Here is a 26,229-nt window from a genome sequence, read left to right on the forward strand (position 1 = left end):
CCGATCCCTCTCTCCTGACGCCGACTTGGGCCACGGCCTGGCTCCCGCCGAGTCGGCCGGAGCGCCGCGGCTCGCGCCCGAGGGTAGTCTCCGCCCTCGTGGGCGCGGCTGGTTGTGCTCTGTTGAGCGTTCACCAGCACGGCACCGGCCGACCTTTTCTCCCACTTCTCACGGTAGGCATCGCGGTGGCGTGAGCCGCCGCAACGCGCTACAGATCACAGCCCGGCGCCGTGACCGGCGCAAGTGTCGGTCACGGGCCTGACGTCGACCTGATTTTAGTGTAACCCGGGGTTACAGCTATCCCGAAGAGTGGGCCAGGCTTTCCTGATGTGTGGATACTCTCGTGCCCTTAAGGGGTGCTTGTCGGGTTCCCGGAGATCCGGGCCTTCATGCTGGCCAGCAGCTCCGCGAAGGCGGGCGTGGCCATCGAGTCGACCTGCGCGACCAGCTCGGTCTCCACGGCGGCACTGTGGTCGGCGAGGGCCGCGGTCGTCCGCAGAGTCCGCTTGATCGACAGCACCAGGTCACGCGGCCCGGCGGCGGCGGGCGCGGCCAATGCCACCGCCGCGTCCACCAGCGCGGCGTGGTCCCCCTCGACGGTCCCCACCGTCAGCCCGACCCGGTGCGCCTCGGCGGCGTCGGGGATCTGCTTGAACAGGGTCATCGCCGTGGCCGTCTGCGGCCCCACGAGCCGTTGCAGCATCCAGGTCATCCCGCCGCCCGGGTGGATGCCCAGCTGGAGGAACCGCGCGTCGAACCGCGCCTTGGGCCCCGCCAGCCGCACGTCAGCGGCCAGCGCCAGGTTCAACCCGGCCCCCACCGCCGCCCCGCCCACCGCCGCGATCGTCGGCAGCGAGCAGCGCGCGACCGCCAGGAACCCCGCGTAGATCCCCCGCAGCCCCTCTTCCCGGGACTCCCCGAGCACCGACAGGTCGGCCCCCGCGCAGAACGCGGGCGGCGCCCCCGTGACGACGATCGCCGACACCCCCGGGTCCCCCTCGCACTCGGCGACGAGCGCGGCCAACCGGGCCGACATGGCCAGCGTCAACGCGTTGCGCCGGTCGGGGTCGTTGAGCGTGATGACGGCGACGCCGTCGCGCCGCTCCAGGAGAACGTCCGTCATGACGGCGAACCTTAGAGCGTGTCCTGTGGATCACGGCAGGCGCTATCCGCGCCCGCGCGGCCCCTGGCCGCACCGCGGGAACGGCCACGGACAACCAGTACGCGACCGTCCCCGCGGCGCACCCAGGAACCACGCGGATCACGAATCCCACCCACCGTGATCCGCAGGACACGCCCTAGCCGGGTTCCGGAGCGGGCGGCCGCTCAAGAAGTGTGGAGAGCACCACGGTGGAGACGGTCCGCGACACCATGTCGACGGCCCGCAACCGCTCCAGCGCGTCCTCCAGATGGTGGATGTCCGCGGCCCGCAGGTGCACGATCGCGTCGGCGGCCCCCGACACCGTGTACGCGGCCACCACCTCGGGCAGGGGCTCCAACCGCTGCCGAATCCGATCCGGCGACACGTTCCCCTGGCAGTGCACCTCGACGAACGCCTCGGTCCCCCACCCCAGGGCCTCCGGATTCACCACGGCGGTGAACCCCCGCAGCACCCCCGTCTCCAACAGTCGATCCACCCGCCGCTTCACCGCGGGCGCGGACAGCGACACCGCCTTGCCGATCTCGGCGTAGCTGGACCGAGCATCGGCGACAAGCCGCGAAACGATTCGCTGATCTATGACGTCCACACGCAACATCCTGCCGGTAGCAGGGCGTCAAGGCGGCATTGTCGATAAGATTCCCGCCACTTACATTTCGATCCATGACGTCCGTCCAGGTCCGCCCTGCCCCACCGGTCACCCGCACCCGCAGGTACCTCATGTGCGAGCCCCGCCACTTCCGGGTCGACTACGCCATCAACCCCTGGATGGACCCGACCCGCCCAGTGGACGCGGCGAAGGCAGTGGCCCAGTGGACGGCCCTGAAGCAGACCTACGAGCGCCTAGGCCACCGGGTGGACCTCATCACCCCCCACCCGGCCCTCCCCGACATGGTCTTCGCGGCCAACGCGGCAACGGTCATAGATGGAATCGTCCTGGGCGCCCGCTTCCGCGCCCCCCAACGCGCCCCCGAGGCGGACCTCTACCGCACCTGGTTCCTCACCCACGGCTACCGCACAGTGGTGATGCCCACCCACACCAACGAGGCCGAAGGCGACTTCACCTGGACCGGCGACCTGCTCCTGGCAGGCACCGGCTTCCGCACCGACCCCGGCGCCCACGCCGAAGCCCAAGAAGTCCTAGGCGTCCCAGTGGTTTCCCTGCACCTGGTAGACCCCCGCTACTACCACCTGGACGTAGCCCTGTTCGTCCTCACCGAAGCCACCCCCACCACCCGGGCCACCATCGCGTACTACCCGGCCGCCTTCTCCCCAGGCGCCCGACGCCTCCTCCGCCGCCTCTACCCGGACGCGGTGATAGCCACCGAAGAAGACGCCACCTGCCTAGCCCTCAACGCGGTCTCCGACGGCCACAACGTCATCCTCCCCACCGAGGCCACCCACCTGGCAGCCGAACTACTCGCCCGAGGCTACGAACCCCACTTCGCCGACATCTCCGAACTCCGCAAATCCGGCGGCGGCCCCAAATGCTGCACGATGGAACTTCGGGGATAAACCGTTGGCGCGACTTCGTTTTCAGTCGCGATCGAGGCGGCGGAGATCGCGCAGGTACCAGAGGTAGGCGGCCAGTTCCACGATCGCGAGCAGAGCCAAGGCCGTCAGGGCGGTGTCAGCGTCGTCGCGGTAGAAGTACCAGCCTGCGGCTGACACGAGGAGGGGGGCGGCGAGGGAGGCCGCTCGGCTGAGCCAGCGGCGGCGGGCAGCGGCTCGGGCCGGGAGTGTCATGCCCCTGTGATCGGATGGTCCTGCGCGCTGTTACGGCGGGCGATATTTTGACCACGACCGGTCGATCATCGCGTACAGTCGGTGGTGGCCGGACTTGGTTGCCGGGCCTTACCCGCGGTCTTTGGGCCGCTTCCCGCGAACTCCCCTCAGTCGAGGTCGGAGGCCAGGCGGGCCATCACACGAAGGATGTTCATGACTCAAGAGATTCCGACCACCCCGCCGCAGCAGCAGCGGAAGGTGCCCGTTCCGGTCTTCCAGGGCGTGCCGGACGACGAGACCACGCAGGCGCCGCAGGTCAGGCGGGCTGTGGCCGCTATGGCGGGGCCGGTGTTCACCGCGCCGCAGGGCTGACCAGCGGTCTCATCGCCTCCGCGACGCCCGTTGGTCCCGGGGGTGTCGGTGGCGAGGCGGCGTAGTCGCATGTCCGCCACCAGGGTGACGGCGGGGCCGGTCAGGCGCTCTGGCTCGGGGACGCCGAGGCCGGTCAGGACTGTCAGGGCCACGTCGTCGTAGGCGGCGAAGCAGATGGCGGCAGCCGCTCGGCCTGCCTGGACGCACAGCTCCCGCGGCGCGATCTGCTTCCGCCCGAACGGGGTGTTCTCCACTGCCTGCTCGACCAGGCGGCTTGGTCCATGGTTGCCGCCGCGTTGGGCTTGGGTGAACGTTGTCAGCCGGGCCGTTTCCTCGCGGGCGAACAGCAGACTTCCCGCAGCTTCGTCTGCGTCGCGTGATCGACCCCAGCGACACCCCGCGCGCCCCGGACAGCGCGCAGGATGCGGTCGCAGGTCACGCCGGGGTTCGCTCTGGCCAGCGTTCGACGCGTTCCAGTTGCGCCGCGAGGGAGATCAGCAGCGGCTCGCTGTCCGAGGGCCCCAGTAGCTGCGCCCCCACCGGCAGCGGCGTCAGGCCCGCGGGCACGTTGACTCCGGGCCACCCCAGCACGTTCCATGGCCACGCGTACGGGCACGCCCGGATGATCTCCTGGTCGGTGCGCCAGCCGCGCAGCCCGTCGATCGCGCCCACCGGCAGCGGCGGCCGGGCCGTGGTGGGGGCCAGCACGGCGTCGACCCGGTCGAAGATCCGCGCCACGCGGCGCTGGAACAGGCCCAGGGTCGACCGGGCCGTGGCCAGCGCCCGCCCGCGCAGCAGCCGCCCCATCCGGCCGTTGTCCTGGGTGCGCGGGTCGAGCAGCGCCGGGTCGGGCACGCGGCCGTGCCAGTCGTGGACGCCGCCGAGGGAGCGGGGCAGGAAGTTCAGGCCGATCAGGCCGTAGGGCGGGTCCGCGACCACGATCTCGTGCCCCAGCGACCGCAGCACCCGCGCGATCCGCACAACCGACTCACGCACAACAGGGTCCAAGACGACCCCACGCACGCCGGTAAACGCGGGACGCAGCGACAGCGCTATCCGCAGCGGCCCAGGATCGCGGTTAACGGCATCGCGGAAAGTGGTCCTACCGTGCCCGGTAAGCACGTCAAGAAGCAGTGCCGCGTCGCCGACAGTGCGGGCTAACGGGCCGCTGGTAGTGATGCCGTGGAACAGCTCGCCCTCCGGCAGCCTTCCGCGCTGCGGCTTGATCCCGACCAGGTGCGTCCAGGCCGCCGGGATGCGCACCGACCCGGCGCCGTCGGAGCCGACCGCCGCGGGCACGATCCCGGCCGCCACCGCGGCGGCCGACCCGCCCGACGAGCCGCCGGGGGAGCGCGTGAGGTCCCACGGGTTGCGGGTGACGCCGAAGGCGGCGCCCTCGGTGATCGGCCACTGCCCGAACTCCGGGGTGTTGGTCTTGCCCACGATCACCGCGCCCGCCGCCTTGAGCAGCCGCACCAGGTCGCAGTCCGCGCTCGCCGCCGGGAAGTCGCCCGGGCAGCCGAACGCGGTCGGCTCGCCCGCGATGTCCACGTCGTCCTTGATCGCGATCGGGACGCCCAGCAGCGGCAGCCGCTCGCCCGCGGCGAGCCGCCGGTCGGCCTCGCGGGCCTCGGCGCGGGCCGCGGACGCCCGCACTACTCGGAACGCGTTAAGCGTGGGCTGGGTCTCCGCGATCCGGGTAAGAGTCTGCTCAACCAGCTCTTCTGAGGTAACCGAGCCCTCGGCGAGCCGGTCAACGGACTGCTCCAAGCCAGCGAACCGCAGCGCCACCGTCATGACTGCCCCCTAGCCACTGTTCGTTCGGACGAACGGTAGCTGGTTTGGCTCGCGGCCGGAATGAGCGCGAGGATGAGCGGTGATGAGCAGCAAACCCGAAGCCCCGGCCCGCAGACGTTCCCGCAGGCAGGAGACCCGACTCTGGCGGGTCCCGGTCGTCCGCGTCGAGCGGGTCACCCCGCACCTGGCGCGGGTCACGGTCCACGACGACTCGTTGGCCGACCTCGCGGGCGCGGGCACCGACCAGAACGTGATGCTCTACTTCTACCCGGAAGACACAGTGCTGCCGGAGCCGCTGACGCTGGAGTCGGCCCGCGCGCTCTGGTCGCAGGTCCGCCCGCTCACCCGCACGTACACCATCCGCAGGCACGACCCGGTCACCAACGAGGTCGACTTCGACTTCGTGCTGCACGGCGACTCCGGCCCGGCCTCGGCGTGGGCGCAGCGCGTCCAGGTCGGCGACCACATGATCTTCGTCGGCCCGTCGCCCGCCTACCAGCCTGACCCGGCCGCCGACTGGTACCTGCTTGCCGGGGACGAGACAGCGCTACCCGCCATCTCCTCGATCCTCGCTGTCCTGCCGCCCGGTAAGCCCGTCCTGGCTTATGTGGAGGTGGCGGACGCGGCGGAGGAACAGCCGGTCCCCGGGGTCACCTGGCTGCACCGCGACGGCGTGCCCGCGGGCGAGAGCACCGTGCTCGTCGACGCGATCAGGGCGGCCGAGCTGCCCGACGGCACGCCCGAGGTGTGGCTGGCGGGGGAGCGCGGCGCGATGCTCGCGGTGCGGACGCATCTGTTGTCCGAGCGCGGTTATCCGCGCCAGCGGGTGCGGCCCACGACCTACTGGCGCCTCGGTGAGAGCGGCAACTGACGCGGGCGGCTGACCGGACTGTCCGGTTGGAACTTCTCAGCGAACGCGCTCGTTGGCCTTCCGGACCAGACACAGGTTTAACACCAGGGGAGGCGGACTCATGCACGGGCATGTCAACGGGCTCAAGACCGCACTCCTGCTCGGTGGGTTGAGCGCCATGATCCTGCTGGTCAGCTCCCTGTTCGGAACCACGGCGCTGCTCATCGGGCTCGGGGTCGCCGTCGCGGTCAACGGCTACGCCTACTTCAACTCAGACAAGCTCGCCCTGCGCGCCATGCGGGCGCGGCCGGTGTCCCAGGCCGAGCAGCCCACGCTGTACCGGATAGTCCGTGAACTGGCCACCGCGGCGCGCCAGCCGGTGCCGCGCCTCTACCTGAGCCCCACCCAGGCGCCCAACGCGTTCGCGACCGGCCGCAACCCGCGCAACGCCGCCGTCTGCTGCACCACCGGGCTGTTGGACCTGCTCGACGAACGCGAGCTGCGCGGCGTCCTCAGCCACGAACTCGCGCACGTCTACAACCGCGACATCCTCATCTCCTGCGTGGCGGGCGCGCTGGCCAGCGCGATCAGCACACTGGCCAGCGTGGCGATGCTCGCGGGCTTCTTCGGCGACGACGATGACGACCGCGCCAACCCGATCGCGCTGCTGCTGGTCGCCCTGGTCGGCCCGATCGCCGCGACGGTCGTGCGGCTGGCCGTCAGCCGCTCCCGCGAGTACCAGGCCGACGAGTCCGGCGCGAAACTCACCGGCGACCCGCTCGGCCTGGCCTCCGCGCTGCGCAAACTCGACGTGGGCACCCGCGCTGCCCCGCTCGCGCCGGAGCCCGCGCTGGTGTCCCAGTCGCACCTGATGATCGCCAACCCGTTCCGCCCCGGCAACGGCCTCGCGCGCCGGTTCTCCACGCACCCGCCGATCGCCGACCGCGTCCTGCGGCTGGAGCGGATGGCGCTGGGCCAGCCGCCGCGCTAGCCCAAGCTAGGCAGGCTGCCCGGTGGCGCCCGCCGCCTTGGCCAGGCCCATCACGTAGTCGCCGTAGCCGGACTTCGCCAGCTTCGCGCCCAGCGCGTAGCACTGGTCCGGGGTGATGAAGCCCCGGTCGAGCGCGATTTCCTCCAGGCAGGCGAGCCGGACGCCGGTGCGGTGCTCCAGCACCTGCACGAACTGCCCCGCCTCCAGCAGCGAGTCGTGCGTTCCGGTGTCCAGCCAGGCGAACCCGCGGCCGAGGTCGAGCAGCCGGGCACGGCCCTGGCGCAGGTACTCGAGGTTGACGTCGGTGATCTCCAACTCGCCCCGCGCCGACGGCGTGAGGCTCTTGGCGATCTTGACGACGTCGTTGTCGTAGAAGTACAGCCCGGTGATCGCCCGGTTCGACTTGGGCTTGGCGGGCTTCTCCTCGATGGAGACCAGCCTGCCGGTCGCGTCGACCTCGCCGACGCCGTAGCGCTCGGGGTCCTTCACCGGGTACCCGAACAGCACCGCCCCGTCGATGTCGGAGACGTGGGCGAGCATCAACTGGGAGAAACCCACCCCGAAGAAGATGTTGTCGCCCAGCACCAGCGCCACGTCGTCGTCGCCGATGAACTCCTCGCCGATGATGAACGCCTCGGCCAGCCCGTTGGGCTCGGCCTGCTCCGCGTAGGAGAACGCCAGGCCGAACTGCGTGCCGTCGCCCAGCAGCCTGCGGAAGTTCGGCAGGTCGGTGGGCGTGGAGATGATCAGGATGTCCCGAATCCCGGCCAGCATCAGCACCGACAACGGGTAGTAGATCATCGGCTTGTCGTAGACCGGCAGCAGCTGCTTGGACACCGCCTGGGTGATCGGGTGCAGCCGGGTCCCACTACCTCCGGCGAGGACGATGCCCTTCATCACGGCTCCTGTCGTGTCTGGTCCTGGGTCGGGGCCCGCCAGCCCGGTGGAGACCGAAGCGCGACCAGCGCGCCCGAGGTCCCCTCGACAACGAGGCTACCGGGACGGCCACCATGACGACCCCGACGAGTCGTGGCCGCCACGATGCCCGCCCCGCGCGGACGGGCGCTGCTCGGTATTGCGCTGTCTACCGGCTGCCTACCGGTAGTTGGTGAACTGCAGCGCGATGCCGAAGTCCGCCCCCTTGAGCAGGGCGATGACCTCCTGCAGGTGGTCCTTCTTCTTGCCCGACACGCGCAGCTGGTCGCCCTGGATCTGCGCCTGGACGCCCTTCGGGGCCTCCTCGCGGATCTTCTTGGCGATCTCCTTGGCTTTCTCCGTCGTGATGCCCTGCACCAGCGTCCCGGTGACCTTGTAGACCTTCCCCGACAGCGCGGGCTCGCCGACGTCGAACGCCTTCTGCGAGATCCCCCGCTTGATCAGCTTCTCCTTGAACACCTCGATCGCCGCGGCGCACCGCTCCTCGGTGTCGGCCTGCAGGGAGATCGCCTCTTCACCCGACCAGCTCACCTGCGCCCCGGTGTTGCGAAAGTCGAATCGGGTGGCGAGCTCCTTCGCCGCCTGGTTGAGCGCGTTGTCCACCTCTTGCCGGTCGACCTTGCTCACCACGTCGAATGACGGGTCCGCCACGTGCCTCGCACCTCCGCGCTCAGTGATCCCTTGGACGGCTCGGATGCTACCGCCGGCCACCGCGACCAGCCCGCCCCCGCGCACAAGGGGGGACCGATTGGAACCCACCGGGTGGCATTGGGTAAGGTTCCCGTCGTCCAAGAAGCACTGGACACCCCGGCGGGTTGCCCGAGCGGCCAATGGGAGCGGACTGTAAATCCGTCGCGAAAGCTTCGAAGGTTCGAATCCTTCACCCGCCACGGCCTCGGCCGACTGGTGTTCGCGGAGAGCGCGAACCTGGTCGGCCGTTGTTGTATCCGGGGGCCGAGCCCCCAGACCCCCACGGTGCGTTCGCTCTCGAACCAGCCGTGCCCCAGGGGCGTCGCGATGGTGGCCGGTCACTCCATGTGTAGCCAATGGCGTTGTCGCGGGGTCGGTGTGGGCTCGCGCTCCGCGCTTTGGGGGCGTAGCCGTTGGGTGGGAGATGCGGCTGGTTGCCGTGCCAGGAGCTGCCTTCAACACCAGCCTCTTCCTGGTGCGCTGGTGCGGTCAGCGCCGCTGTTCGGTCATGGTCTCAATGTCGTACCCGGGAAGCCGGGTGGTAGCCGACTGCGTGGAGAAGGGCGATCGCGTCCGTGGCGGGTACGCGTTCTGACCCTCCTGGTTTGCGTACTTGCCTACCGAAGCCAACTCCCAGCGGTTCGTGGTTCGCTGTCGGCGGGCGGATGGCGGTGTTGTTTAGGCTTTTCGGGGATCTGGGGTGCGGGCGTTTGCCGCATTTCGGGGGGTGGTCACTCGAATGACGGACGTGGGTGCTGTGGGTGCGCCGCTAGTTTTCACGTTCTGTGTTCTTGATGCGGGTGGGAGGATTTGTGGGCGTGAAAAGGCGGGTTGTGGCCGTTGTGTTCTCGGTGGTGGCTTTGGTGGGGGCGGGGGCCGAGGCTGGGGCGCAACGCAAGGACAGGGAACCGGCTGATGTGGCCAGACCGGTGGCGGGTGGGCCGGTCGCGGGGGCTCCCGAGTTGGTGTTGGTGGCTGATGACGGGGGTGATCGGGCTACGGGGACGGGGGATTTTGTTGTTCAGGCGGTCAATTTGCCGTTCAATTTTTCCTTTGATTTCACCACCTCGCTGGCGTCGCGGACGTTTTGGCCGTCGCTGCTGGGGCGGGCCTGTGTGAGTTTGCGGGGCACGGGGAGCACCGACTCGTCGTATTGGTGGCGGGAGGTGAAGGTGGAGATGTGGAACGCGTTCGGGAGTGACACGCGGATCGGGTCGCCGGTGCGGTTTTCCCTGAACGGGAGTTACCACGGGTACTGCTGGAACGGGCTTGTCCCGCTGCACGAGCACTACTTCCGGATCACCAAGGACTGGAACGCGGGCGCTCGGGTGTGGGGCAACGGGTGGGCCTCGGCCAGTTGAGGACTACCTGGTCACGACGCGCATCGCCGCGGTGGCGGTGGTCGGGTCGGTGACGGTGGTCGGGTCGGTGACGGGGATGGCGCGCCAGGTGTCGCCCGCTCGGGTGAGGATGGCGATGGTGACCGCGACGTCGTTGGGGCAGGTGAGGACGACGCGGTTGTCGGGGGCCAGTTCGCCTGGACCGGTGGGGGTGAACAGGGCTGTGTCGCCGTTGCCGGTGAGGCGGCCGGGGATGCCGGAGACGGCGACGCGCACCGAGCCGACGGCCGCGATCGCGGTGAGGCTGGTGTCCACCTTGCCGTCCGCGGCGGTCACGACGCCGACGGCGCCATCGGGGGTGGTGATGAGGTCGCCCGGTTGGACGTCCTCCCCGACGGCGCGCAGGACGCCGCTGGCCGTCGTCAGGGTGACCGGGCCGGTTTCCTGGTCGTCGATGCCCGGGGCCAAGCGGAACATCGCGGGCGCCGCCCCGGGCGACGGCTGGATCTCCAGGCCCGCGTTCCACGCCCCGACCCCGGATTCCAGGACCGGCCAGACGACCCCGGGTTCCACGCTCGGTGTGGGCGCCAGGTAGTCCACCATCCCGGTGCGCACCTCGATCCCCGGCACACCGGGCGCGGCGATGGCGAACCCGACCGCGCCGCCGCCCTTGATCTCCTCGTCGCCGGGGCCGGGGCGGGCGGCGAGGAAGCCGACGCCGCGTTGGCCGACGTGGACGGTGGTGACCGCGCGCAGCGTCAGCGTGTCGCGGTCGGGCGCGCCGCTGACGCTGACCGGGCTGGTCACGAACGCCACCTGGTCGCGGCCGTCGGAGCCCTGCGCGGCCAGCGCGACGACGACGAAGCTCGCCGCCCGGTTCGGGGACTGCCCGGCGTAGACCGCGTGGACCGGGCTCGACGGGGCCCGCTCCGACTCCCGCCACACCGCCTCGGCCCTGGTCAGCAGGTCGGCGTCGGCGATGAGGTCGCCGCGTAACGGCCAGTCGAGGACCGGGGCGGCTGCCACGATCGGGTTCGGCCCGGCGACCACTCTCGGGTCCGGCTTCACCGACCGCGACATCACCACCGACGCGCACGCGACCGCGATGACCACCACGGCGGCCGCGGCCAGGATCTGGACCCGCTGCTGGCGCTGCCGCTGCCTGCGTTCCCGCACCTGCCGCAACACCCGTTCGACGTGGCCGTCCGGGCTGCGCACGGCCATCCCGCCCAACTCGGCTCGGAGTCTGGCCGCCGCCGCGCGATCCTGCTCGTCCGCGATCATGGCCTGCTCCTCCCCGGCGAGGCCGCCTGCTCGGCGGTCCACAACTGCCTGACCCGGGCCATCCCCCGGCTGGTCAGTGACTTCACGGTCCCGACAGTGCACTCCAACTCGGCCGCGGCCTGGGCCTCGGACAGGTCCAGCACCACCCGGGCGAGCACCGCCGCCCGCTGTCTCGGCGGCAACTGCTGCAACACGATCAGCACGTGGTCCCGGTCGACCACCGCCCCGGAGAAGTCCTCCAGGCCAAGCTGCTCGGCGAACTCGTCCAACGGCACAACGGCTTTGCGCTTGGCCACCCGCAAAAACTCGTGGTAGATCGCCTTGCGCGCATAGGCGACAGCGTTATCGGCGGGAACGCGTCGCCAACGGCGCAGACAGCGCAGCAGCGCCTCCTGAACAACCTCCTCCGCATCCCACCGGCGCCCGGTCAACATGACGGCATAGCGCAAGAGTTGGTCGTACCGCTCCCGCACGAACTCGTCGAAGTCGAGGTCGCCGCGCACGCCACCTCCCGCCGCCGCCAGGTCGTGCACAGTTCACTCCCCTAGATCCGAGCACTCCGGAAAAGGTTGCCGCAATCTCGAAAAACTTTCGCCGCGTCACCACCGCAGCACTCCGCGTAGTCTGAGGCACCAGCGTTCCATGGCCCCACCACCCCCAAACGAGCGACGGCCACAAAGCCCCCGCGATCACCGCATGTGTCCGGTGGAGCAGGAGCGCTGACCCCCTCCTGCCAACCGCACCCGCCCTGCCAGGTGCCCGCTGATCTTCCGAGCCACTGATGATCGCGAGTTATCCACAGGCGCGGCGCACCCTCTTCCCCGCGCTGACCTGCGGCGATAGACTGGAGCGGGGTCAGCCCCCAGGGTGGGTGGGGCTTTGTTTTGGGGCTGTCGGGCGGCGAATGAAGGTCTTTCGCAGGCATGGTGCGGCCTGCCACCAGCCTTCCTGTCAACCGCATCCCAGGCTCGCCAGCTGCTCGATGGGGTAGGGCAGCGAACCCGCTCTCCTGCCACTCCACCTCATCGAGCCAACCCCCAAGCAGCTCACCGAAGAACCGGCCGCCGCACCCAGGTGGTCCACAATGGACGATACCCATGCCGATACCAGAACGGCGTAGACCGCGGATTCGGCAACGCGTGGTGCAGCAGAGTCACCGAAACCCCAGCCCCGTCAAGCACTCCATGCGCCTGCGCGGCAAGCGCACTCCCCACCCCGCCACCCCGCTCATCCCCGGCGACCCCCAGGCAAGCGAGATAACCGACCCCCTCAGCGCGGGTGTACCGCTGAGCCCACCCAGAAGTCGGCGGCAGCTGAACATGTGCCAGCCCGACCACCCGTCCCGTCCGCTCGGCGACCCACACCACCGGTCTCGGCTCCCCGAGCAGGAACACCAACTGATTCCGCAACGCCTCCCCGACATCAGGCCGAGGCGTGATCTTGTTGAACGGCGCGTCGTATCGCACGACCTCCAGGTTCAACGCCACCGCCACATCGAGATCGTCCAGCGTCGCCGGGCGGATGCGGATGTCGCAGGCGTCCGGAACAGCCCGACCCGCGGGCCGCACGGCGATGACACTCACCGGCGCGAACCCGCGCCGCGCCAGCGCGAGCACCGCCTCGGTGTCGCGGCTGGGCAGCTCGACCACCGCGGCGCAGTCCTCATCCCCCGGCTCGACCAGACCGCGCAAGCGGTCGTGCCACTGGTCAAGCAGGTCGCCGAGGGCAGCCGCTCGATTGTCGCCCGCAAGACGAACTTCCAGGTTGTGCCTGCGCTCGGCATCCCAGTTGCGGGCCGCGGTGCCGACAGGCGACTCTTGGAACCAGGCGATCGCCGCGCCATCGCCCGTGGTCAGCAAGGTCCCCGCCCCGGCCGCCAACGGCGGAGGCGCAGGCAGCAGCGGATCGAGCGCGGCTATCCGGGCGGTGTGCTCGTCGACGATCGCGTCCAGGTCCACGGCGCAATTGAAGCGCAGCAGCCGCGAGTCGCAGTACGGTCGAGGGTATGGCTGATCTTGCGGTGCACATCGTGGACGCGTTCACCGACCGGCCGTTCGGCGGGAACTCCGCGGGGGTCGTGCTGCTCACCGAGCCGCGCCCCGACGACTGGATGCAGCGGGTCGCCGCGGAGCTCAACCACCCCGAGACCGCGTTCGCCGACGTGCGCGGCGCCGACCCGATCCCGCTGCGCTGGTTCACCCCGACCACCGAGGTCGACCTGTGCGGGCACGCGACGCTGGCCACGGCGCACGTCCTCGGCGGCGACCGCCGGTTCGCGACCCGCAGCGGCGTGCTTACCGCCCGCTCGGTAGCCGACGGGATCGAACTCGACTTCCCCGCCGACTCACTCGAACCCGTCGAGCCGCCCGCGGACGTGGTGGCCGGGCTTGCGGGCGTCGCTATCGTTTCTGTCCAGCGCGGCCGCGATGATTTCGTGGTCCGCCTCGGTTCCGCCGGCGAGGTGCGGGCCGTGCGGCCCGATCTCGCAGCGTTCGGCAGGCTTTCGGCCAGAGGAGTGATCGTCACCGCGTTCGGGGGAGCGGACGCGGATTTCGTCAGCCGCTGCTTCTACCCGGCCTTCGGGATCGACGAGGACCCGGTCACCGGCTCGGCGCACTGCGCGCTGGCCGCCCACTGGGGGCCGGAGCTGAACAAGCCTGTGCTGGTCGGCAGGCAGCTTTCGGCAAGAGGCGGCACCGTCACGGTGGTGCCCGACGGGGACCGAGTACGCCTGGTCGGGCGCGCTGTCACTGTGCTTTCCGGCCGTCTCACGTGCTGAGCGGCGCGAAAGAACGGTGTCCGCGAGTAACTAGCACACGTGCCTGGATCGCCTGATCGGGGTACAGTCAGCGAGCCGTCGGGGGACTCGCCATGCGCGGGGGTGGACGCCCACGCCACCCACCGGCCGTTCGAGGAGGTTGCATGCCGGACCACCCTGGCGCGGCCGATCAGTGCCCGGCGCCGACCGCTTCCACTGTGTCGGCTGGGTCGGCTGGGTCTTCTGGGTCGGCTGGGTCTTCTGTGTCTTCTGCGTCCTCATCGGAGGGCCAGCAGTGGCTCAGTGACGACCCGGCACCCAATCGGCGCTTCTTGTTCTTCTCGGTCTTCGTTCTCGCTTCCGCCCTGCTCACCGCGGGGCTCGTGTCCTGGTGGCTGCCGCCGCAGCCGCGGCCGCAGCTGCTCCTGATCGGGCTGCTGCTCGCGCTGGGCTTCCTGCTCGCCGAACAGCTTGCCATCAACGTCGACGTGCGCAGCGGGGTGTCCTGGTCGATCACCTTCTGCGAGATCCCGATGGTCATCGGGCTGTTCGTGGCTCCGTTCGAGGTGGTGCTCGCCGCGCACCTGGTCGCAGGCGTCGGCACGCTGCTCGTGCGCCGGGTCCAAGACCGCATCCTCTACAACGCGGGCGCGATGGTCTACGAGATCGTCTGCGCGTTCGTCGTCATGCACTGGATCACCACCGCGCACATCGGCCCGGCCTGGGCGGGCGCTCTCGCGGGCGCGCTGGTCGCGCCGATGTCGAGCACCCTGCTCGCGCTGGTCTGCGTGCGGGTCCTCGGCCGCAGGATGCGCCTCAACGCGGCCGTCCGGCTGGTCCTGCGCACCCTGGTCCTCGGCCTGGTCAACGCCTCGACCGGCGTCGTCGGCTACCAGGTCGTCATGCACGCGGAAGCGGGCTGGCCGCTGCTCGCGCTGGCCCTCGGCGGCCTCTCGGCCCTCTACATCGCCTACTCCGGCCTCTTGCGCGAACAGCGGGATCTTGAGGCGCTTTCCGAAGTCAGCCTCATGGTCGCCCGCTCCGGCCACCAGGCCGCGGCGAAGCCGTCGCTCGGCCTGACCGGCCCGGCCGAGGCCGCCGAGGTGCCCGACACCGACGAGTGGCAGGTCATCGCCGACCGGATCAAGGACCAGCTCGGCGCGGCCCGGGTCGTGCTGCGGCTGCGGTTCGACCCGCAACTCCCGCTGCACACCGTCGTCTCCGGCGACGACCTCCCCGCCGAGATGCACGCGGTGGAGGCCACCGGCTCCCGCGCCGACGCGCTGCTGCGCCTGCCCGGCTCGCACGTGCGGCACTTCCGCCGCGGCGACTCCATTCCCGAGGTCCGGCACGCGCTGCTGCGCCGGGGCGCGGACGAGGCGCTGGTCGTCCCGCTGCGCAGCGCCAGCCACCTGCTCGGCGTCGTCGAGGCGCACGACAAGCTCTCCCGCTGGCGCGGCTTCGGCCAGGCGGACAACCGGCTCATCGGCACCCTGGCCAGCCACCTGGCCACCGCCATGGACAACCGCCGCCTGCTCGCCACCCTGCGCCACGACGCCTACCACGACCCGCTGACCGGCCTGCTCAACCGCCCCGGCTTCCGCCGCGCCGCAGGCGAGCCGCTGCGGCAGCACCCGGACTCGGTCGTCCTGCGCATCGACCTCGACGTCCTGTCCACCGTGAGCGACGCCCTCGGCTACGCCTGGAGCGACCGCATGGTCGTCGCGGCGGGCAGGCGGCTGCGCGACGCCCTCGGCCCCGAGGTCGCCCTCGCCCGGCTCGAAGGCGGGCAGTTCGCCGCGCTGCTGGTCGACACCGACCCCGAGGAGGCGCACGCGGTCGCCGAGCGGCTGCGCGCCGGACTCGCCGCCCCGTACCCGGTCGACCGGCTCACCGTCGAGGCCGACTCCGTGGTCGGCTACTCCACGCCCCGCACCGACGACGGCGAGACCTCGTCGCTGGAACTCGACGTCGACGCCCTGTTGCAGCGGGCGGACGTCGCCCTGCGCGCCGCCCGCGCGGGCAGCGACACCGTCCGCGCCTACCTGCCCACCATGGGCCAGATCTTCCTGCGGCGCTTCCAGTTGGTCACCCAGTTCCGCCAGGCCCTGGAATCCGGCCAGGTCAAGGTCCACTACCAGCCCAAGGTCGCCCTGCCCAGCCGCCAGGTCCTCGGCGTCGAGGCCCTGGTCCGCTGGCGCCACCCCGAGTTCGGCAGGCTCGACCCGGACGAGTTCGTCCCCGCGGTCGAGGCCGCGGGCCTGATCGACGCCCTCACCGGCTTCGTCATGGACCAGTCCCTGATCCGCGTCCGCAAATGGATGGACCGCGGCCTGCGCATCGCCGCCGCCGTCAACCTCTCCGTCCGCAGCCTGGACGACCCGGCCTTCCCCGACCGAGTCGCCGCGGCCCTGGAACGCCACCGCGTCCCACCCGAACTCCTGACCCTCGAACTCACCGAATCCGGCGTCATGGCCGACCCCCAACGCGCCCTGCCGGTCCTGCGCAGACTGCACGCCCTGGGCGTCGTCCTGGCCGTGGACGACTTCGGCACCGGCTACTCGTCCCTGGCCTACCTCCGCCAACTCCCGGTGGACGAGGTCAAAATCGACAAGAGCTTCGTCCTCGGCATGGGCACCGACCTGGGCGACCTGGCCGTCGTCCGCTCCATCGTGGAACTGGGCCACTCCCTGGGCCTGACAGTCGTAGCCGAAGGCGTCGAAGACGACGCCGCCCGCGACCAGCTGGCGGCCATGGGCTGCGACATCGCCCAGGGCTACCTGATCTCCCGCCCGCTCTCGGAGAGCAGGCTGGAAGCCTGGCTCCAGGCCAGAACAACGCAGGCCAGGGGCCTACGCGACGAGACGGTGCTCACCTTGCTGTCGTAACCGACCCCCCGGTTTTGGAGCTCGCGGGGAAGCTGTGTAAAGTAACGCCCGTCCCCAGGGACAAGGCCCCTTTAGCTCAGTCGGCAGAGCGTCTCCATGGTAAGGAGAAGGTCTACGGTTCGATTCCGTAAAGGGGCTCGACGGTTCGGCCGCGGTACACCGGGAATATCAGCGGTGTGGCGCGGCTTGATCCATGTCGAAGCGGTGTAGCTCAGTCGGTAGAGCAAGCGGCTCATAATCGCTGTGTCGCCGGTTCAAGTCCGGCCACCGCTACGCGATGGGCGAAGTGTGTTGGCGGAGAACGCCAACCGCGTCGCTTCGCAATAACTTCTGGGGGCGGAGCCCCCAGACCCCACCCCAGGGGGCAAGCCCCCTGGACCCCCGCTCGGGTCGGCTTTCGCGTCGATCCGGGACTTGGCTGTTAGGAAGGGTTGGTTGTGGCTTCTACTGACGTGCGGCCGAAGATCACGCTCGCGTGTGAGAGCTGCAAGCACCGTAACTACATCACCAAGAAGAACCGGCGGAATGATCCTGACCGGTTGGAGATGAAGAAGTTCTGCCCTAACTGCAAGACTCACAAGCTGCACAAGGAAACCCGCTGACTTTCGGGTCTTCCTGATTCGCGAAGGCCGCCTCACCCACGGGTGAGGCGGCCTTCGCGTTTGTTTGGACCTGCCAGGCCGGACCCGCCCCTGTCAGTGCTCGATGGGTGGAGCAGCGAAGCCTCTCACCTGCCAGACCGCACGACTGCCCGCCAGGTGCTCGATGGACGCGGGACGGCAGACCCGACCCCTGTCGGGCCGCACTTGCGCCCGCCCAGTGCTCGATGCAGGGGGACAGCACACCTGTCCTCCTGCCCGGCAAGCCGCTGCCCGCCCAGTGCTCGATGGTTGCGGTGCGGCCCACCTGCCCTCCTGCGAGGCAGCACGAGCCCAGCCAGCCAACACAGCCAGCCCCCGCGGAAGCCCCATCGAGCAGACCCGGCAAGCGGCAAGATCAAGCAGCGCTACGGCTCACGAACACCTTCGCAGTCGAAGCAGCCAGGCTGTGCGCGGCGCTAACCGACTCCTTGGCAAGCGGCACCAGATCAGCCATAGCGGGCACGGACTCGGCCATGGTCAGCTCAGCCTCCACCACCGTCACCTCAGCCCCGTACACATCCTGGAAGATCCGCACCAGGTAAGGCGTGGCGTGGTCCCACCCTTCCCGAGGCGTCCCGGCCCCATACCCGCCGCCGCGCGCGACCACGATCGCCACCGGCCGCCCCTGCAGCGCCGTCGACCCTGGCCCCAGGCGAGGTTCGCTGATCAGCAGGTCGATCCAGTTCTTCAGATGCTGGGAGAGTCCGAAGTTGTACAGCGACGTCGCGATCACCACAGCGTCGGCCGCCAGCACCTCATCGGCCAGTTCGGTGGCCAGCGCGGCCGCGGCCTGCTGCTCGGCGTCGGGCTCGGCAGCGTAACCGGCCGCGACGGAATTGGCCCAGGTGTCGGCGGGCAGCGGGTTCACCCCGAGATCGCGGCGCACCACGGCCCCGGTCGGATGCTCAGCCCGCCAGGTGTTCTCCAACGTGTCGGCGACAGCGCGGCTGACCGAGCCCTCGGTGCGGATGCTGCTGTCGACGCGAAGCAAGGTCATCAGGTCCTCCAGAGCGAGATACGTGCCAAACAAGATGGTCTGTCGAGCAGACTATCTCGCCAACAGATCCTGTCGGGCGGTTATTCCTGCCGTACCCTTGTCCGCGTGACCACGCCCGCTGTCGCCGCCGATCTCGGCTGGGCGCTGGGCGCGGTCTACCGGGGCTATCTGAAGGCGACCGAGGCCGTGCTGTCCGGCTTGCCCGGCGGGCCGCGCGGACACCAGGTGCTCATCGCCGCGCGGGACGGGACGGCGTGCAGTCAGGTGGCCCTGGCGCAGTGGCTGGGCGTCGACCGGACGGTCATGACCTACCTGATCGATGACCTGGAACGCGAAGGCCTGGTCGAGCGCAGGCCCGATCCGACCGACCGCAGGGCGCGCAGGCTGGTGATCACCGAAGCCGGGAACGCGCGGCTCGCCGAGGCCACCGCGGCGCTGGGGCGGGTCGAGGACCACGTCCTCGCGCCGCTGGGCGAGTCCGAGCGCGAGGTCCTGCGCGACCTGCTGCGCAAGCTGGCCACCCGCCAGGAGCACGAGGACGAGTCGGCCTGCGCCGTGGTCAAGGACATCGCCGAGATGGAAGACCGGATTCCGCCCTGCTGACGGCGCTTCAGCGCTGGTGACATCCGGATGTCGGCGGGTTGGGTAGGGTTCTCGGGTGGCGTTGGATCAGTCGTTCGTCGGTCGCACATACCCGCCCTCTCCCGTGTACGAGGTGAGCCGGGCGAAGATTCTCGAGTTCGCCGAGGCCATCGGAGACCCGAACCCGGTCTACCGGGACCCCGAGGCCGCGCGGGCCGCCGGATACCCGGACGTGGTGGCGCCGCCCACCTTCACCACGATCGTCAACCTGGCGGCGATCAACACCATCGTCAGCGACCCTGAGCTGGGGCTCGACTACAGCCGGATGGTCCACGGCGACCAGTCCTTCACTTACCACCAGCCGGTAGTGGCGGGAGACCGCTTGGTGGTGACCAGCTCGGTCGAGAGCATCATGCGGCGGGTGGGGAACGACTTCATCACCTTGCGCGCCGAGATCGGCACCGAGTCCGGCGAGCCGAGGGTCACCGCGAAGGCGCAGCTTGTGGTGCGCGACGCCGAGGAGGCCGACGCATGACCGAGAGCACCGAGAACGCCGAAGCCAAGACCGAGATCGCGGTCGGCGACGTCCTGCCGCCGCTGGAGGTGCGCATCAGCCGCGCGGACCTGGTCCGGTACGCGGGCGCCGCGCTCGACTTCAACCCCATCCACTGGAACGAGGCGTTCGCCCACGAGGTCGGCCTGCCCGACGTCATCGCGCACGGGATGCTCACCATGGCGCTCGCCGGAAGGGTCGTCACCGCCTGGGGCATGGGGGAGTTGGTTGAGTACTACTCCCGGTTCACCCGTCCGGTAGTCGTGCCGAACGACGACAAGGGCGCGCTGCTGGAACTGACCGGCAAGGTCGGCGAGATCCGCGCGGACGGCACGGTGCGGGTCGACCTCACCGCGAAGTTCGACGGCAAGGCCGTGCTGGGCAAGCCCGTCGCGGTGGTGCGGCCGCGACCCTAGGCCCGACCCGGCCAAGATCGTTCGGGGGCGGGCTCACCGGACCTGGGCGGGGGCTCTAGATTTCACCTGTGACGGCATCAGAACTGATCTCCTTCGCCCGTGGCGCCCCGTCCCTCGACATCGTCGACGTCAGCGGCCTCAAGGCCGCTGCGGACGCCGCGCTGACCAACGACCCCGGCGGCGCCCTCGGCTACGGCACCGCGATCGGCTACCCCCCGCTGCGCAAGTACCTGGCCGAGCGGCACGGCGTGGCCGAGGAGCAGGTGCTGGTCACCAACGGCTCCATGCAGGCCGACGCGTTCCTGTTCGACGAGCTGGTCAAGCCCGGCCAGCCGGTGATCGTGGAGCGGCCGACCTACGACCGCACCCTGCTGGGCCTGCGGCAGCGCGATGCCGACGTGCGGCCGGTGTCGCTGGCCGTCGACGGCATCGACGTCGAGGAGCTGGCAGGCCTGCTCGAAGGCGGCCTGCGCCCGACGTTCGCGCACGTCATCCCCAACTTCCAGAACCCGGCCGGGTACACCCTGAGCCTGGCCAAGCGCACCCGCCTGCTGGAGCTGGCCGAGCAGTACGACTTCGTCATCTTCGAGGACGACCCGTACGTGCAGATCCGCTTCGCCGGTGAGCCGCTGCCGACCATGCTTGAGCTGGACGAGGGCCGCGGCCGGGTCGTGTACGCGAGCTCGTTCTCCAAGACCGTGGCCCCCGGCGTGCGCGTCGGCTACATCGTCGGCCCGGCCGAGCTCGTGGCGAAGGTGCGCGTGCGCGCGACCAACACCTACATCTCGCCGAACATGTTCGCCCAGGCGGTCGTGCACCGGTTCTGCGTCGACGGCGGCCTGGAGCGCTCCATCGCCACGGTCAACGCCGCGCTCGCCGAGCGGGTCCAGACGCTGTGCGACGCGCTGTCCAAGCACCTGCCGGACGCGAAGTTCACCGCCCCGGAGGGCGGCTACTTCATGTGGGTCGAGCTGCCCGAGGGCGTCGACGTCGCCAAGCTGCTGCCCGCGGCCGAAGAGCGCGGCGTCACCTTCGTCAAGGGCACCGACTTCCTGCTCGACGGCGGGGAGCGGACCATGCGCCTGGCGTACTCGGGTGTGCGCGCCGACCAGATCGAAGAGGGCGTTTCCCGGCTCGCGGACGCGCTGGCCTCGCTCGCCTGAGCAGGAGCCTGCCCTGCTGGTTCGCCGCGGCTTTCCGTGCCGAGTCCGCGGCGAATCCGCAGGTCACACGGCCTGCGCGGGGCTCGATTTCGAGGGCGTCCGCGCGGTGCCGTATGCTCTCGTGCTTGGAACGACCTTGACATCCTCGCGGTAGCCGGAAAGCGGCTAAGGTGGGGTTGGTCAGGTGCGTCCGTGACGCGGACCGGAGGCGGTGCCGACGGGTCGCGAAGGGGTGTAGCTCAATTGGCAGAGCAGCGGTCTCCAAAACCGCAGGTTGCAGGTTCGATTCCTGTCGCCCCTGCGTTTGACGTCCGGTTCGGCTCGCGCCGCGCCGGGCGGGTGGGAACACACCGAGTGGAGGAATGGCGTGGCCGAGGACAAGGAGCGGGAAGAGGGGCAAGAGCGCCCTTCTCGTCCGGTCACCGCCGCTGCCCGGCGTGAGCGCCGCGGCACGGCGCGCCCGGCCGCACGCAAGGACGCCGACGGCAAGTCGGCCAAGACTCCCGCGGCGAAGGCCGGGTCCGCCGCAGCGGACCGCAAGGGCCGCCCCACTCCGGCCCGCGACCGCGCCAAGGACGACAAGGGCTCGATCTTCGCCCGGATCGTCCGGTTCCTCCGCGAGGTCGTCGCCGAGTTGCGCAAGGTCATCTGGCCGACCCGCAAGCAGATGATCACCTACACCGCCGTGGTGCTGGTGTTCGTGGCCTTCATGGTGGCGTTGGTCGCGGGCCTGGACCTTGCCCTCGGCAAGGGCGTGTTCTGGCTGTTCGGCTGAGCCCGCGCCAGCGGCGCGCCGGTCGAGGAGACTGAACACGTGATGTACGAAAGGAAGCGAGACCAACTGTGACCTCCGAAAACGGCGCTGCCGGGAGCGAACTGACCAGCCTGACCGACGACGAGGTCGATGAGGTCTCGACCCCCGACGCGGACGGCGACAGCGAGCGCACCGAGACCGTCGAGGTCGCCCAGGGCTCCGAAGACCCCGCGGCAGGCGAGGCCGCCGCGGCCCCGCACATCGACGAGGCCCCCGCCGACCCGGCCGCCGAGATGCGCGACGCGCTGCGCTCCGCCCCCGGCGACTGGTACGTCGTGCACTCCTACGCCGGTTACGAGAACAAGGTCAAGACCAACCTCGAGACCCGCATCCAGACCCTGGACATGGAGGACTTCATCTTCCAGGTCGAGGTGCCGACCGAAGAGGTCACCGAGATCAAGAACGGCCAGCGCAAGCAGGTGCAGCGCAAAGTGCTGCCCGGCTACATCCTGGTCCGGATGGACCTCAACGACGCGTCGTGGTCCGCGGTCCGCAACACCCCCGGGGTCACCGGCTTCGTCGGCGCGACGTCCAAGCCGTCGCCGTTGACCATCGACGACGTGCTCAAGTTCCTCCTGCCGCAGGTCGAGGAAGCCAAGCCGGACAAGTCCAAGGGCGCGGCTGCCTCGGCGACCCGCGGCCCGTCGGTCGAGGTGGACTTCGAGGTCGGCGAGTCGGTCACCGTCATGGACGGCCCGTTCGCGACCCTGCCCGCCACGATCAGCGAGGTCAACGCCGACGGGCAGAAGCTGAAGGTCCTGGTGTCGATCTTCGGCCGGGAGACCCCGGTCGAGCTGTCGTTCACCCAGGTCTCCAAGATCTGACCGGTCCGCCAGCCGGACCGGCGGCCGCGGCGGGCGCAGCCATTCGCCCGCGGCGGACATCGCGTCGCCATCGGTGACGCAACACCGAGAGCAACAGGAAGCACGGAAATGCCACCCAAGAAGAAGAAGCTCGCAGCGATCATCAAGCTGCAGATCACGGCGGGCATGGCCAACCCGGCCCCGCCGGTCGGCCCCGCGCTGGGCCAGCACGGCGTCAACATCATGGAGTTCTGCAAGGCCTACAACGCCGCGACCGAGTCGCAGCGCGGCACGGTCGTGCCGGTCGAGATCTCCGTGTACGAAGACCGCTCGTTCGACTTCAAGCTCAAGACCCCGCCCGCCGCGAAGCTGCTGCTCAAGGCAGCCGGTGTGGACAAGGGCAGCGCGGAGCCGCACAAGACCAAGGTCGCCAAGGTGACCTGGGACCAGGTGCGCGAGATCGCCGAGACCAAGAAGTCCGACCTCAACGCGATCGACATCGACCAGGCCGCCAAGATCATCGCGGGCACCGCCCGCTCGATGGGCATCACGGTCGAGTAGTTCGACCCAGCACGACCTTTCAAGCATCTGTGGGAGGGCCAGGCGCTGGCTCGCACCACGACTGATCCGCCGCGCCGGGTTTCGTTTCCTGACCCGGGCGCGAACATGAGATAGGAACAGCAATGGCAAAGCGCAGCAAGGCCTACCGTCAGGCCGCCGAGCTGATCGACCGCGAGCGGCTGTACACGCCGCTCGAGGCCGCCCAGCTCGCCAAGGAGACCTCCAAGGTGAAGCTGGACGCGACCGTCGAGGTCGCGATCCGCCTCGGCGTCGACCCCCGCAAGGCCGACCAGATGGTCCGCGGCACCGTCAACCTGCCGCACGGCACCGGCAAGACCGCCCGCGTCATCGTCTTCGCCACCGGCGACAAGGCCGCCGAGGCCGAGGCCGCAGGCGCCGACGCGGTGGGCTCGGAAGACCTGATCGAACGCATCCAGGGCGGCTGGCTCGACTTCGACGCCGCGATCGCCACCCCCGACCAGATGGCCAAGGTCGGCCGCATCGCCCGCATCCTCGGCCCGCGCGGCCTGATGCCGAACCCGAAGACCGGCACCGTCACCCCGGACGTCACCAAGGCCGTCAACGAGATCAAGGGCGGCAAGATCAACTTCCGGGTCGACAAGCAGGCCAACCTGCACCTGGTCATCGGCAAGGTCTCCTTCGACCAGGCCAAGCTCGTGGAGAACTACGCCGCGGCCCTCGACGAGATCATGCGGGCCAAGCCCTCGGCCGCGAAGGGCCGCTACCTGAAGAAGGTCACCTTCTCCACCACCATGGGCCCCGGCATCCCGGTCGACCCGGCCAGGCTCCGCAACCTCCTCGAAGAGGAAGCCAACGCCTGACCTACCCAGCACACCGTGAAGGCCACCTCCCCCGGGAGGTGGCCTTCACGCGTCACAGGGTCAGGAAACCCGCTTCTTCCCCCGCTCCAACAGGTCAAGCAGCACAATGCTGACCAAGATCGCCGCCGCCGACACAATCCACCAAGCAGGATTGGGCAACCGCAACGGAAACGCCAAGAACGGCTCCCAGTCGAAAACCTTCGCCACGAACGGGACCACCCCTTCGTAGAGCCCCACGAAGAACACCACCGTCTGCAGTCCCGCATACCCCCGCGCATCCATGATCGGAAGGCTAGGAGCCGGGCCGATGGGCCCGAATCAGTCCGAAGGCTGACCAGGGTGGTGCCACCGGGGTCGGACCGCGCGGCCCCGGCGGATGATCAACGGCAGGGGTTCGGCTCGGCTTCGTGCCGGGAGATCGTCCACTGGGTGCCCTTCGACTGCGGGATAGGCCGCACGGTGAACTGGCCCAGCCGCGGGCCCTGGCGGACTTCCAGCGCGCAGGAGCTGACCACGACGGAACCATCAGGGCCGGGCGTGAGGTCGACACTCGGCGGGAATCGCGGATTCGAGTAGTCGGTGCGGCTCGTGACCTCGGCGCCCAGGCGCTGCACCGCGGTGGCGCAGTCGGGAGCGTTGAAGTGGTTGGCGAACTGCTGTTCCACCTCGGGGGTCTCGAAGCGCCTGCAGGTGGCCACGGGATCGGTGTGCGCGATGTCGTCGTAGACCATGCGCACCGCGGTCCGGGGATTCGTGGCGAAGATCAGCGTGCGTTCGGTCTTGCCGCCACCGGTCTGCGAGGCGGGGAGGTCTTCGTCCGGGTTGCCGAAGTAGTGCTGGTACGCCCAGTTCACGGCCAGCAACAGGACGAGCAGGAACACGATCCGGCGGAGCCACTTCGACAGCAGGGCGCGCAGCCACACCGGCCTGCGCTTCTGGCCGGACGGGTGCGAGCCGGACGGCATGTCCCCCTGGGCGCGCTGGAACTCTTGGAAGCGCTGGAACTCCTGGAACTGGCGCCACTGCTCGTCGTCGACGGGCGGGATGGACTGGGGTTGCCATGCCGCGGGCGGGGGTCCGGCAGGGGGGTGCCAGGACGGGGGTGGACCGGCGGGCGGTGGGAGGGCCGGTGGTGGCCCGGGGGTCGGCTGGTCGCGGTCCGGGTGCTCGTTGTCGGCCACGGAGACCATCATGCCGCACCCGATTTGGAGTGGGCGGCCAGCGGCGCGTACCCTTGCCGATGGTTCTACCGAAGACCGCTGGTTTCTTCCGTCGCCCTCGGGTGGCGGGAGGCGAAGGGCCCACACGTGGGCGGCCCGCGCAGGGAGGACGAGGAAACATCCGGGGAGTGCCGTTGTGCGCTCTTCGTGGAGTCGCCCCGTGCCGTCCGTGCCGGGGCGTTTGTCGTTTCCGGGCCCCGCGTGTGCCAGCGAATCCCATGCACACGAGAGGAGGCGACCCATGGCGAAGCCTGACAAGGTGGGTGCAGTCGCCGAGATCGCGGACAAGTTCCGCAACAGCTCGGCCGCTGTCGTCACTGAGTACACCGGCCTCACGGTGGCCCAGCTCACCACGCTGCGTCGCGCTCTCGGCACTGGCACGACCTATCGCGTCGCGAAGAACACCCTGGTCAAGCGGGCCGCGGAAAATGCGGGTCTGGACGGGCTGGAGAGCCTGTTCGTCGGACCCACCGCGATCGCCTTCGTCGAGGGTGAGCCGGTGGACGCCGCCAAGGCGCTCCGCGACTTCGCGAAGGACAACAAGGGTCTGGTCATCAAGGGCGGCTACATGGACGGCCGCCCGCTCACCGTCGAAGAGGTCGGGCAGATCGCCGACCTCGACAGCCGTGAGGTGCTGCTCGCCAAGCTGGCGGGCGCGATGAAGGGCAACCTCAGCAAGGCGGCCGGGCTGTTCGCCGCGCCCGCCACGCGGGCTGCCCGCCTGGCCGCTGCTCTGCAGGAGAAGAAGGCGGCCACCTCGCCCGCTGCTCCCGCAGACGACGCTGCCGCCGAGAGCTGAACAAACCACCCGGAAGTACACCGCGCCCGTTTGACCGGGTGTGTTAGT

Annotated in this window: 29 protein-coding genes and 4 tRNA genes; 20 read left to right on the forward strand and 13 right to left on the reverse strand. The window is 69.9% G+C overall.

Annotated elements, in window-relative coordinates; all coding sequences use genetic code 11:
- Nucleotides 1-349 precede the first annotated feature (349 nt).
- Both BLS56_RS21680 and BLS56_RS21685 read right to left on the reverse strand, forming a co-directional pair.
- Nucleotides 350-1,123, reverse strand: a complete 774-nt coding sequence (locus tag BLS56_RS21680) for an enoyl-CoA hydratase (RefSeq protein ID WP_091453970.1) — start codon at nucleotides 1,121-1,123, stop codon at nucleotides 350-352.
- A gap of 175 nt (nucleotides 1,124-1,298) precedes the next feature.
- Entirely contained in the window at nucleotides 1,299-1,748 is a 450-nt protein-coding gene (locus BLS56_RS21685; protein WP_091453974.1) for an Lrp/AsnC family transcriptional regulator, read from the reverse strand.
- A 74-nt stretch (nucleotides 1,749-1,822) separates the two neighbouring features.
- Here BLS56_RS21685 and ddaH point away from each other — a divergent pair, with 74 nt between their 5' ends.
- A complete protein-coding gene (ddaH, locus tag BLS56_RS21690; protein ID WP_407640543.1) occupies nucleotides 1,823-2,674 on the forward strand; it encodes a dimethylargininase in 852 nt (283 codons plus the stop codon).
- A gap of 21 nt (nucleotides 2,675-2,695) precedes the next feature.
- Here the strand turns inward: ddaH and BLS56_RS30795 are convergent, their stop codons facing one another.
- From BLS56_RS30795 to BLS56_RS21700, 3 genes are all read right to left on the reverse strand, one after another.
- Nucleotides 2,696-2,905: a hypothetical protein gene (locus tag BLS56_RS30795; protein ID WP_139190894.1), complete on the reverse strand. Its 210-nt coding sequence runs from the start codon at nucleotides 2,903-2,905 to the stop codon at nucleotides 2,696-2,698.
- 197 nt (nucleotides 2,906-3,102) lie between these two features.
- Nucleotides 3,103-3,510 (reverse strand): hypothetical protein, encoded by a 408-nt coding sequence (locus tag BLS56_RS31660; protein WP_175482973.1) that lies wholly within the window; start codon nucleotides 3,508-3,510, stop codon nucleotides 3,103-3,105.
- A 181-nt stretch (nucleotides 3,511-3,691) separates the two neighbouring features.
- Nucleotides 3,692-5,053, reverse strand: coding sequence for an amidase (locus BLS56_RS21700; RefSeq protein WP_091453977.1), 1,362 nt, complete (start codon nucleotides 5,051-5,053; stop codon nucleotides 3,692-3,694).
- A gap of 82 nt (nucleotides 5,054-5,135) precedes the next feature.
- On the opposite strand from BLS56_RS21700, the gene BLS56_RS21705 reads away from it, so the two are divergent.
- Nucleotides 5,136-5,924, forward strand: coding sequence for a siderophore-interacting protein (locus BLS56_RS21705; RefSeq protein ID WP_091453979.1), 789 nt, complete (start codon nucleotides 5,136-5,138; stop codon nucleotides 5,922-5,924).
- 100 nt (nucleotides 5,925-6,024) lie between these two features.
- On the forward strand, nucleotides 6,025-6,894 hold the full coding sequence (gene htpX, locus BLS56_RS21710; RefSeq protein ID WP_091453981.1) for a zinc metalloprotease HtpX: 870 nt from the start codon (nucleotides 6,025-6,027) through the stop codon (nucleotides 6,892-6,894).
- A 6-nt stretch (nucleotides 6,895-6,900) separates the two neighbouring features.
- Here htpX and rfbA read toward each other — a convergent pair whose 3' ends face one another.
- The gene (gene rfbA / locus BLS56_RS21715; protein WP_091453984.1) at nucleotides 6,901-7,791 is read right to left on the reverse strand and encodes a glucose-1-phosphate thymidylyltransferase RfbA; all 891 of its coding nucleotides are present in this window, start codon (nucleotides 7,789-7,791) and stop codon (nucleotides 6,901-6,903) included.
- 198 nt (nucleotides 7,792-7,989) lie between these two features.
- The gene (locus BLS56_RS21720; protein WP_091453987.1) at nucleotides 7,990-8,481 is read right to left on the reverse strand and encodes a YajQ family cyclic di-GMP-binding protein; all 492 of its coding nucleotides are present in this window, start codon (nucleotides 8,479-8,481) and stop codon (nucleotides 7,990-7,992) included.
- A gap of 158 nt (nucleotides 8,482-8,639) precedes the next feature.
- Between BLS56_RS21720 and BLS56_RS21725 the strand changes: the two genes are divergently transcribed.
- Nucleotides 8,640-8,720, forward strand: a tRNA-Tyr gene (locus BLS56_RS21725).
- A gap of 612 nt (nucleotides 8,721-9,332) precedes the next feature.
- On the forward strand, nucleotides 9,333-9,881 hold the full coding sequence (locus BLS56_RS21730) for a hypothetical protein (protein ID WP_139190896.1): 549 nt from the start codon (nucleotides 9,333-9,335) through the stop codon (nucleotides 9,879-9,881).
- A 3-nt stretch (nucleotides 9,882-9,884) separates the two neighbouring features.
- Here the strand turns inward: BLS56_RS21730 and BLS56_RS21735 are convergent, their stop codons facing one another.
- The 3 genes from BLS56_RS21735 to BLS56_RS21745 all read right to left on the reverse strand — a co-directional run bounded on the left by BLS56_RS21735 (nucleotide 9,885) and on the right by BLS56_RS21745 (nucleotide 13,102).
- Nucleotides 9,885-11,144, reverse strand: a complete 1,260-nt coding sequence (locus BLS56_RS21735; protein ID WP_139190898.1) for a hypothetical protein — start codon at nucleotides 11,142-11,144, stop codon at nucleotides 9,885-9,887.
- Nucleotides 11,141-11,677, reverse strand: a complete 537-nt coding sequence (locus BLS56_RS21740; RefSeq protein ID WP_091453994.1) for a sigma-70 family RNA polymerase sigma factor — start codon at nucleotides 11,675-11,677, stop codon at nucleotides 11,141-11,143. The genes BLS56_RS21735 and BLS56_RS21740 overlap by 4 nt, the downstream gene beginning before the upstream one ends.
- 513 nt (nucleotides 11,678-12,190) lie before the next feature.
- Nucleotides 12,191-13,102: a GNAT family N-acetyltransferase gene (locus BLS56_RS21745; protein WP_175482974.1), complete on the reverse strand. Its 912-nt coding sequence runs from the start codon at nucleotides 13,100-13,102 to the stop codon at nucleotides 12,191-12,193.
- A 47-nt stretch (nucleotides 13,103-13,149) separates the two neighbouring features.
- On the opposite strand from BLS56_RS21745, the gene BLS56_RS21750 reads away from it, so the two are divergent.
- From BLS56_RS21750 to rpmG, 5 genes are all read left to right on the forward strand, one after another.
- Complete coding sequence (locus BLS56_RS21750) at nucleotides 13,150-13,923, forward strand: PhzF family phenazine biosynthesis protein (RefSeq protein ID WP_091454002.1); 774 nt, start codon at nucleotides 13,150-13,152, stop codon at nucleotides 13,921-13,923.
- Between the two features lie 143 nt (nucleotides 13,924-14,066).
- Nucleotides 14,067-16,790, forward strand: coding sequence for a putative bifunctional diguanylate cyclase/phosphodiesterase (locus BLS56_RS21755; protein ID WP_091454005.1), 2,724 nt, complete (start codon nucleotides 14,067-14,069; stop codon nucleotides 16,788-16,790).
- A gap of 65 nt (nucleotides 16,791-16,855) precedes the next feature.
- Nucleotides 16,856-16,928 (forward strand) — tRNA-Thr (locus BLS56_RS21760).
- A 62-nt stretch (nucleotides 16,929-16,990) separates the two neighbouring features.
- A tRNA-Met gene (locus BLS56_RS21765) sits at nucleotides 16,991-17,063 on the forward strand.
- 164 nt (nucleotides 17,064-17,227) lie between these two features.
- Nucleotides 17,228-17,392, forward strand: coding sequence for a 50S ribosomal protein L33 (rpmG, locus tag BLS56_RS21770; RefSeq protein ID WP_091454007.1), 165 nt, complete (start codon nucleotides 17,228-17,230; stop codon nucleotides 17,390-17,392).
- A gap of 394 nt (nucleotides 17,393-17,786) precedes the next feature.
- Here the strand turns inward: rpmG and BLS56_RS21775 are convergent, their stop codons facing one another.
- Nucleotides 17,787-18,428: an FMN-dependent NADH-azoreductase gene (locus BLS56_RS21775; protein ID WP_091454010.1), complete on the reverse strand. Its 642-nt coding sequence runs from the start codon at nucleotides 18,426-18,428 to the stop codon at nucleotides 17,787-17,789.
- Nucleotides 18,429-18,533: 105 nt separating this feature from the next.
- On the opposite strand from BLS56_RS21775, the gene BLS56_RS21780 reads away from it, so the two are divergent.
- From BLS56_RS21780 to rplA, 9 genes are all read left to right on the forward strand, one after another.
- Nucleotides 18,534-19,031 (forward strand): MarR family winged helix-turn-helix transcriptional regulator, encoded by a 498-nt coding sequence (locus BLS56_RS21780; RefSeq protein ID WP_228771823.1) that lies wholly within the window; start codon nucleotides 18,534-18,536, stop codon nucleotides 19,029-19,031.
- 55 nt (nucleotides 19,032-19,086) lie between these two features.
- The gene (locus tag BLS56_RS21785) at nucleotides 19,087-19,545 is read left to right on the forward strand and encodes a MaoC family dehydratase N-terminal domain-containing protein (protein WP_091454014.1); all 459 of its coding nucleotides are present in this window, start codon (nucleotides 19,087-19,089) and stop codon (nucleotides 19,543-19,545) included.
- A complete protein-coding gene (locus BLS56_RS21790) occupies nucleotides 19,542-19,979 on the forward strand; it encodes a MaoC/PaaZ C-terminal domain-containing protein (RefSeq protein ID WP_091454016.1) in 438 nt (145 codons plus the stop codon). The genes BLS56_RS21785 and BLS56_RS21790 overlap by 4 nt, the downstream gene beginning before the upstream one ends.
- A 68-nt stretch (nucleotides 19,980-20,047) precedes the next feature.
- Nucleotides 20,048-21,142, forward strand: coding sequence for an aminotransferase-like domain-containing protein (locus BLS56_RS21795; RefSeq protein WP_091454019.1), 1,095 nt, complete (start codon nucleotides 20,048-20,050; stop codon nucleotides 21,140-21,142).
- 228 nt (nucleotides 21,143-21,370) lie between these two features.
- Nucleotides 21,371-21,443: transfer RNA gene (locus tag BLS56_RS21800), tRNA-Trp, on the forward strand.
- Between the two features lie 66 nt (nucleotides 21,444-21,509).
- On the forward strand, nucleotides 21,510-21,917 hold the full coding sequence (gene secE / locus BLS56_RS21805) for a preprotein translocase subunit SecE (RefSeq protein ID WP_091454021.1): 408 nt from the start codon (nucleotides 21,510-21,512) through the stop codon (nucleotides 21,915-21,917).
- A 68-nt stretch (nucleotides 21,918-21,985) separates the two neighbouring features.
- A complete protein-coding gene (gene nusG / locus BLS56_RS21810; RefSeq protein WP_091454023.1) occupies nucleotides 21,986-22,780 on the forward strand; it encodes a transcription termination/antitermination protein NusG in 795 nt (264 codons plus the stop codon).
- Nucleotides 22,781-22,888: 108 nt separating this feature from the next.
- Nucleotides 22,889-23,320, forward strand: a complete 432-nt coding sequence (gene rplK, locus BLS56_RS21815; RefSeq protein ID WP_091454025.1) for a 50S ribosomal protein L11 — start codon at nucleotides 22,889-22,891, stop codon at nucleotides 23,318-23,320.
- Between the two features lie 122 nt (nucleotides 23,321-23,442).
- Nucleotides 23,443-24,162 (forward strand): 50S ribosomal protein L1, encoded by a 720-nt coding sequence (gene rplA, locus BLS56_RS21820; RefSeq protein ID WP_091454028.1) that lies wholly within the window; start codon nucleotides 23,443-23,445, stop codon nucleotides 24,160-24,162.
- Between the two features lie 60 nt (nucleotides 24,163-24,222).
- On the opposite strand, the gene BLS56_RS21825 is transcribed toward rplA, so the two are convergent.
- Together BLS56_RS21825 and BLS56_RS21830 are read right to left on the reverse strand one after the other, a co-directional pair.
- On the reverse strand, nucleotides 24,223-24,444 hold the full coding sequence (locus BLS56_RS21825) for a hypothetical protein (protein ID WP_091454030.1): 222 nt from the start codon (nucleotides 24,442-24,444) through the stop codon (nucleotides 24,223-24,225).
- Between the two features lie 98 nt (nucleotides 24,445-24,542).
- Nucleotides 24,543-25,343, reverse strand: coding sequence for a hypothetical protein (locus BLS56_RS21830; protein ID WP_139190900.1), 801 nt, complete (start codon nucleotides 25,341-25,343; stop codon nucleotides 24,543-24,545).
- Nucleotides 25,344-25,623: 280 nt separating this feature from the next.
- Between BLS56_RS21830 and rplJ the strand changes: the two genes are divergently transcribed.
- Nucleotides 25,624-26,181, forward strand: a complete 558-nt coding sequence (gene rplJ, locus BLS56_RS21835; RefSeq protein WP_091454035.1) for a 50S ribosomal protein L10 — start codon at nucleotides 25,624-25,626, stop codon at nucleotides 26,179-26,181.
- The last annotated feature ends 48 nt before the right edge of the window (nucleotides 26,182-26,229 follow it).

Origin of the sequence: Actinokineospora iranica, from assembly GCF_900101685.1 — a bacterium.
GTDB lineage: Bacteria > Actinomycetota > Actinomycetes > Mycobacteriales > Pseudonocardiaceae > Actinokineospora > Actinokineospora iranica.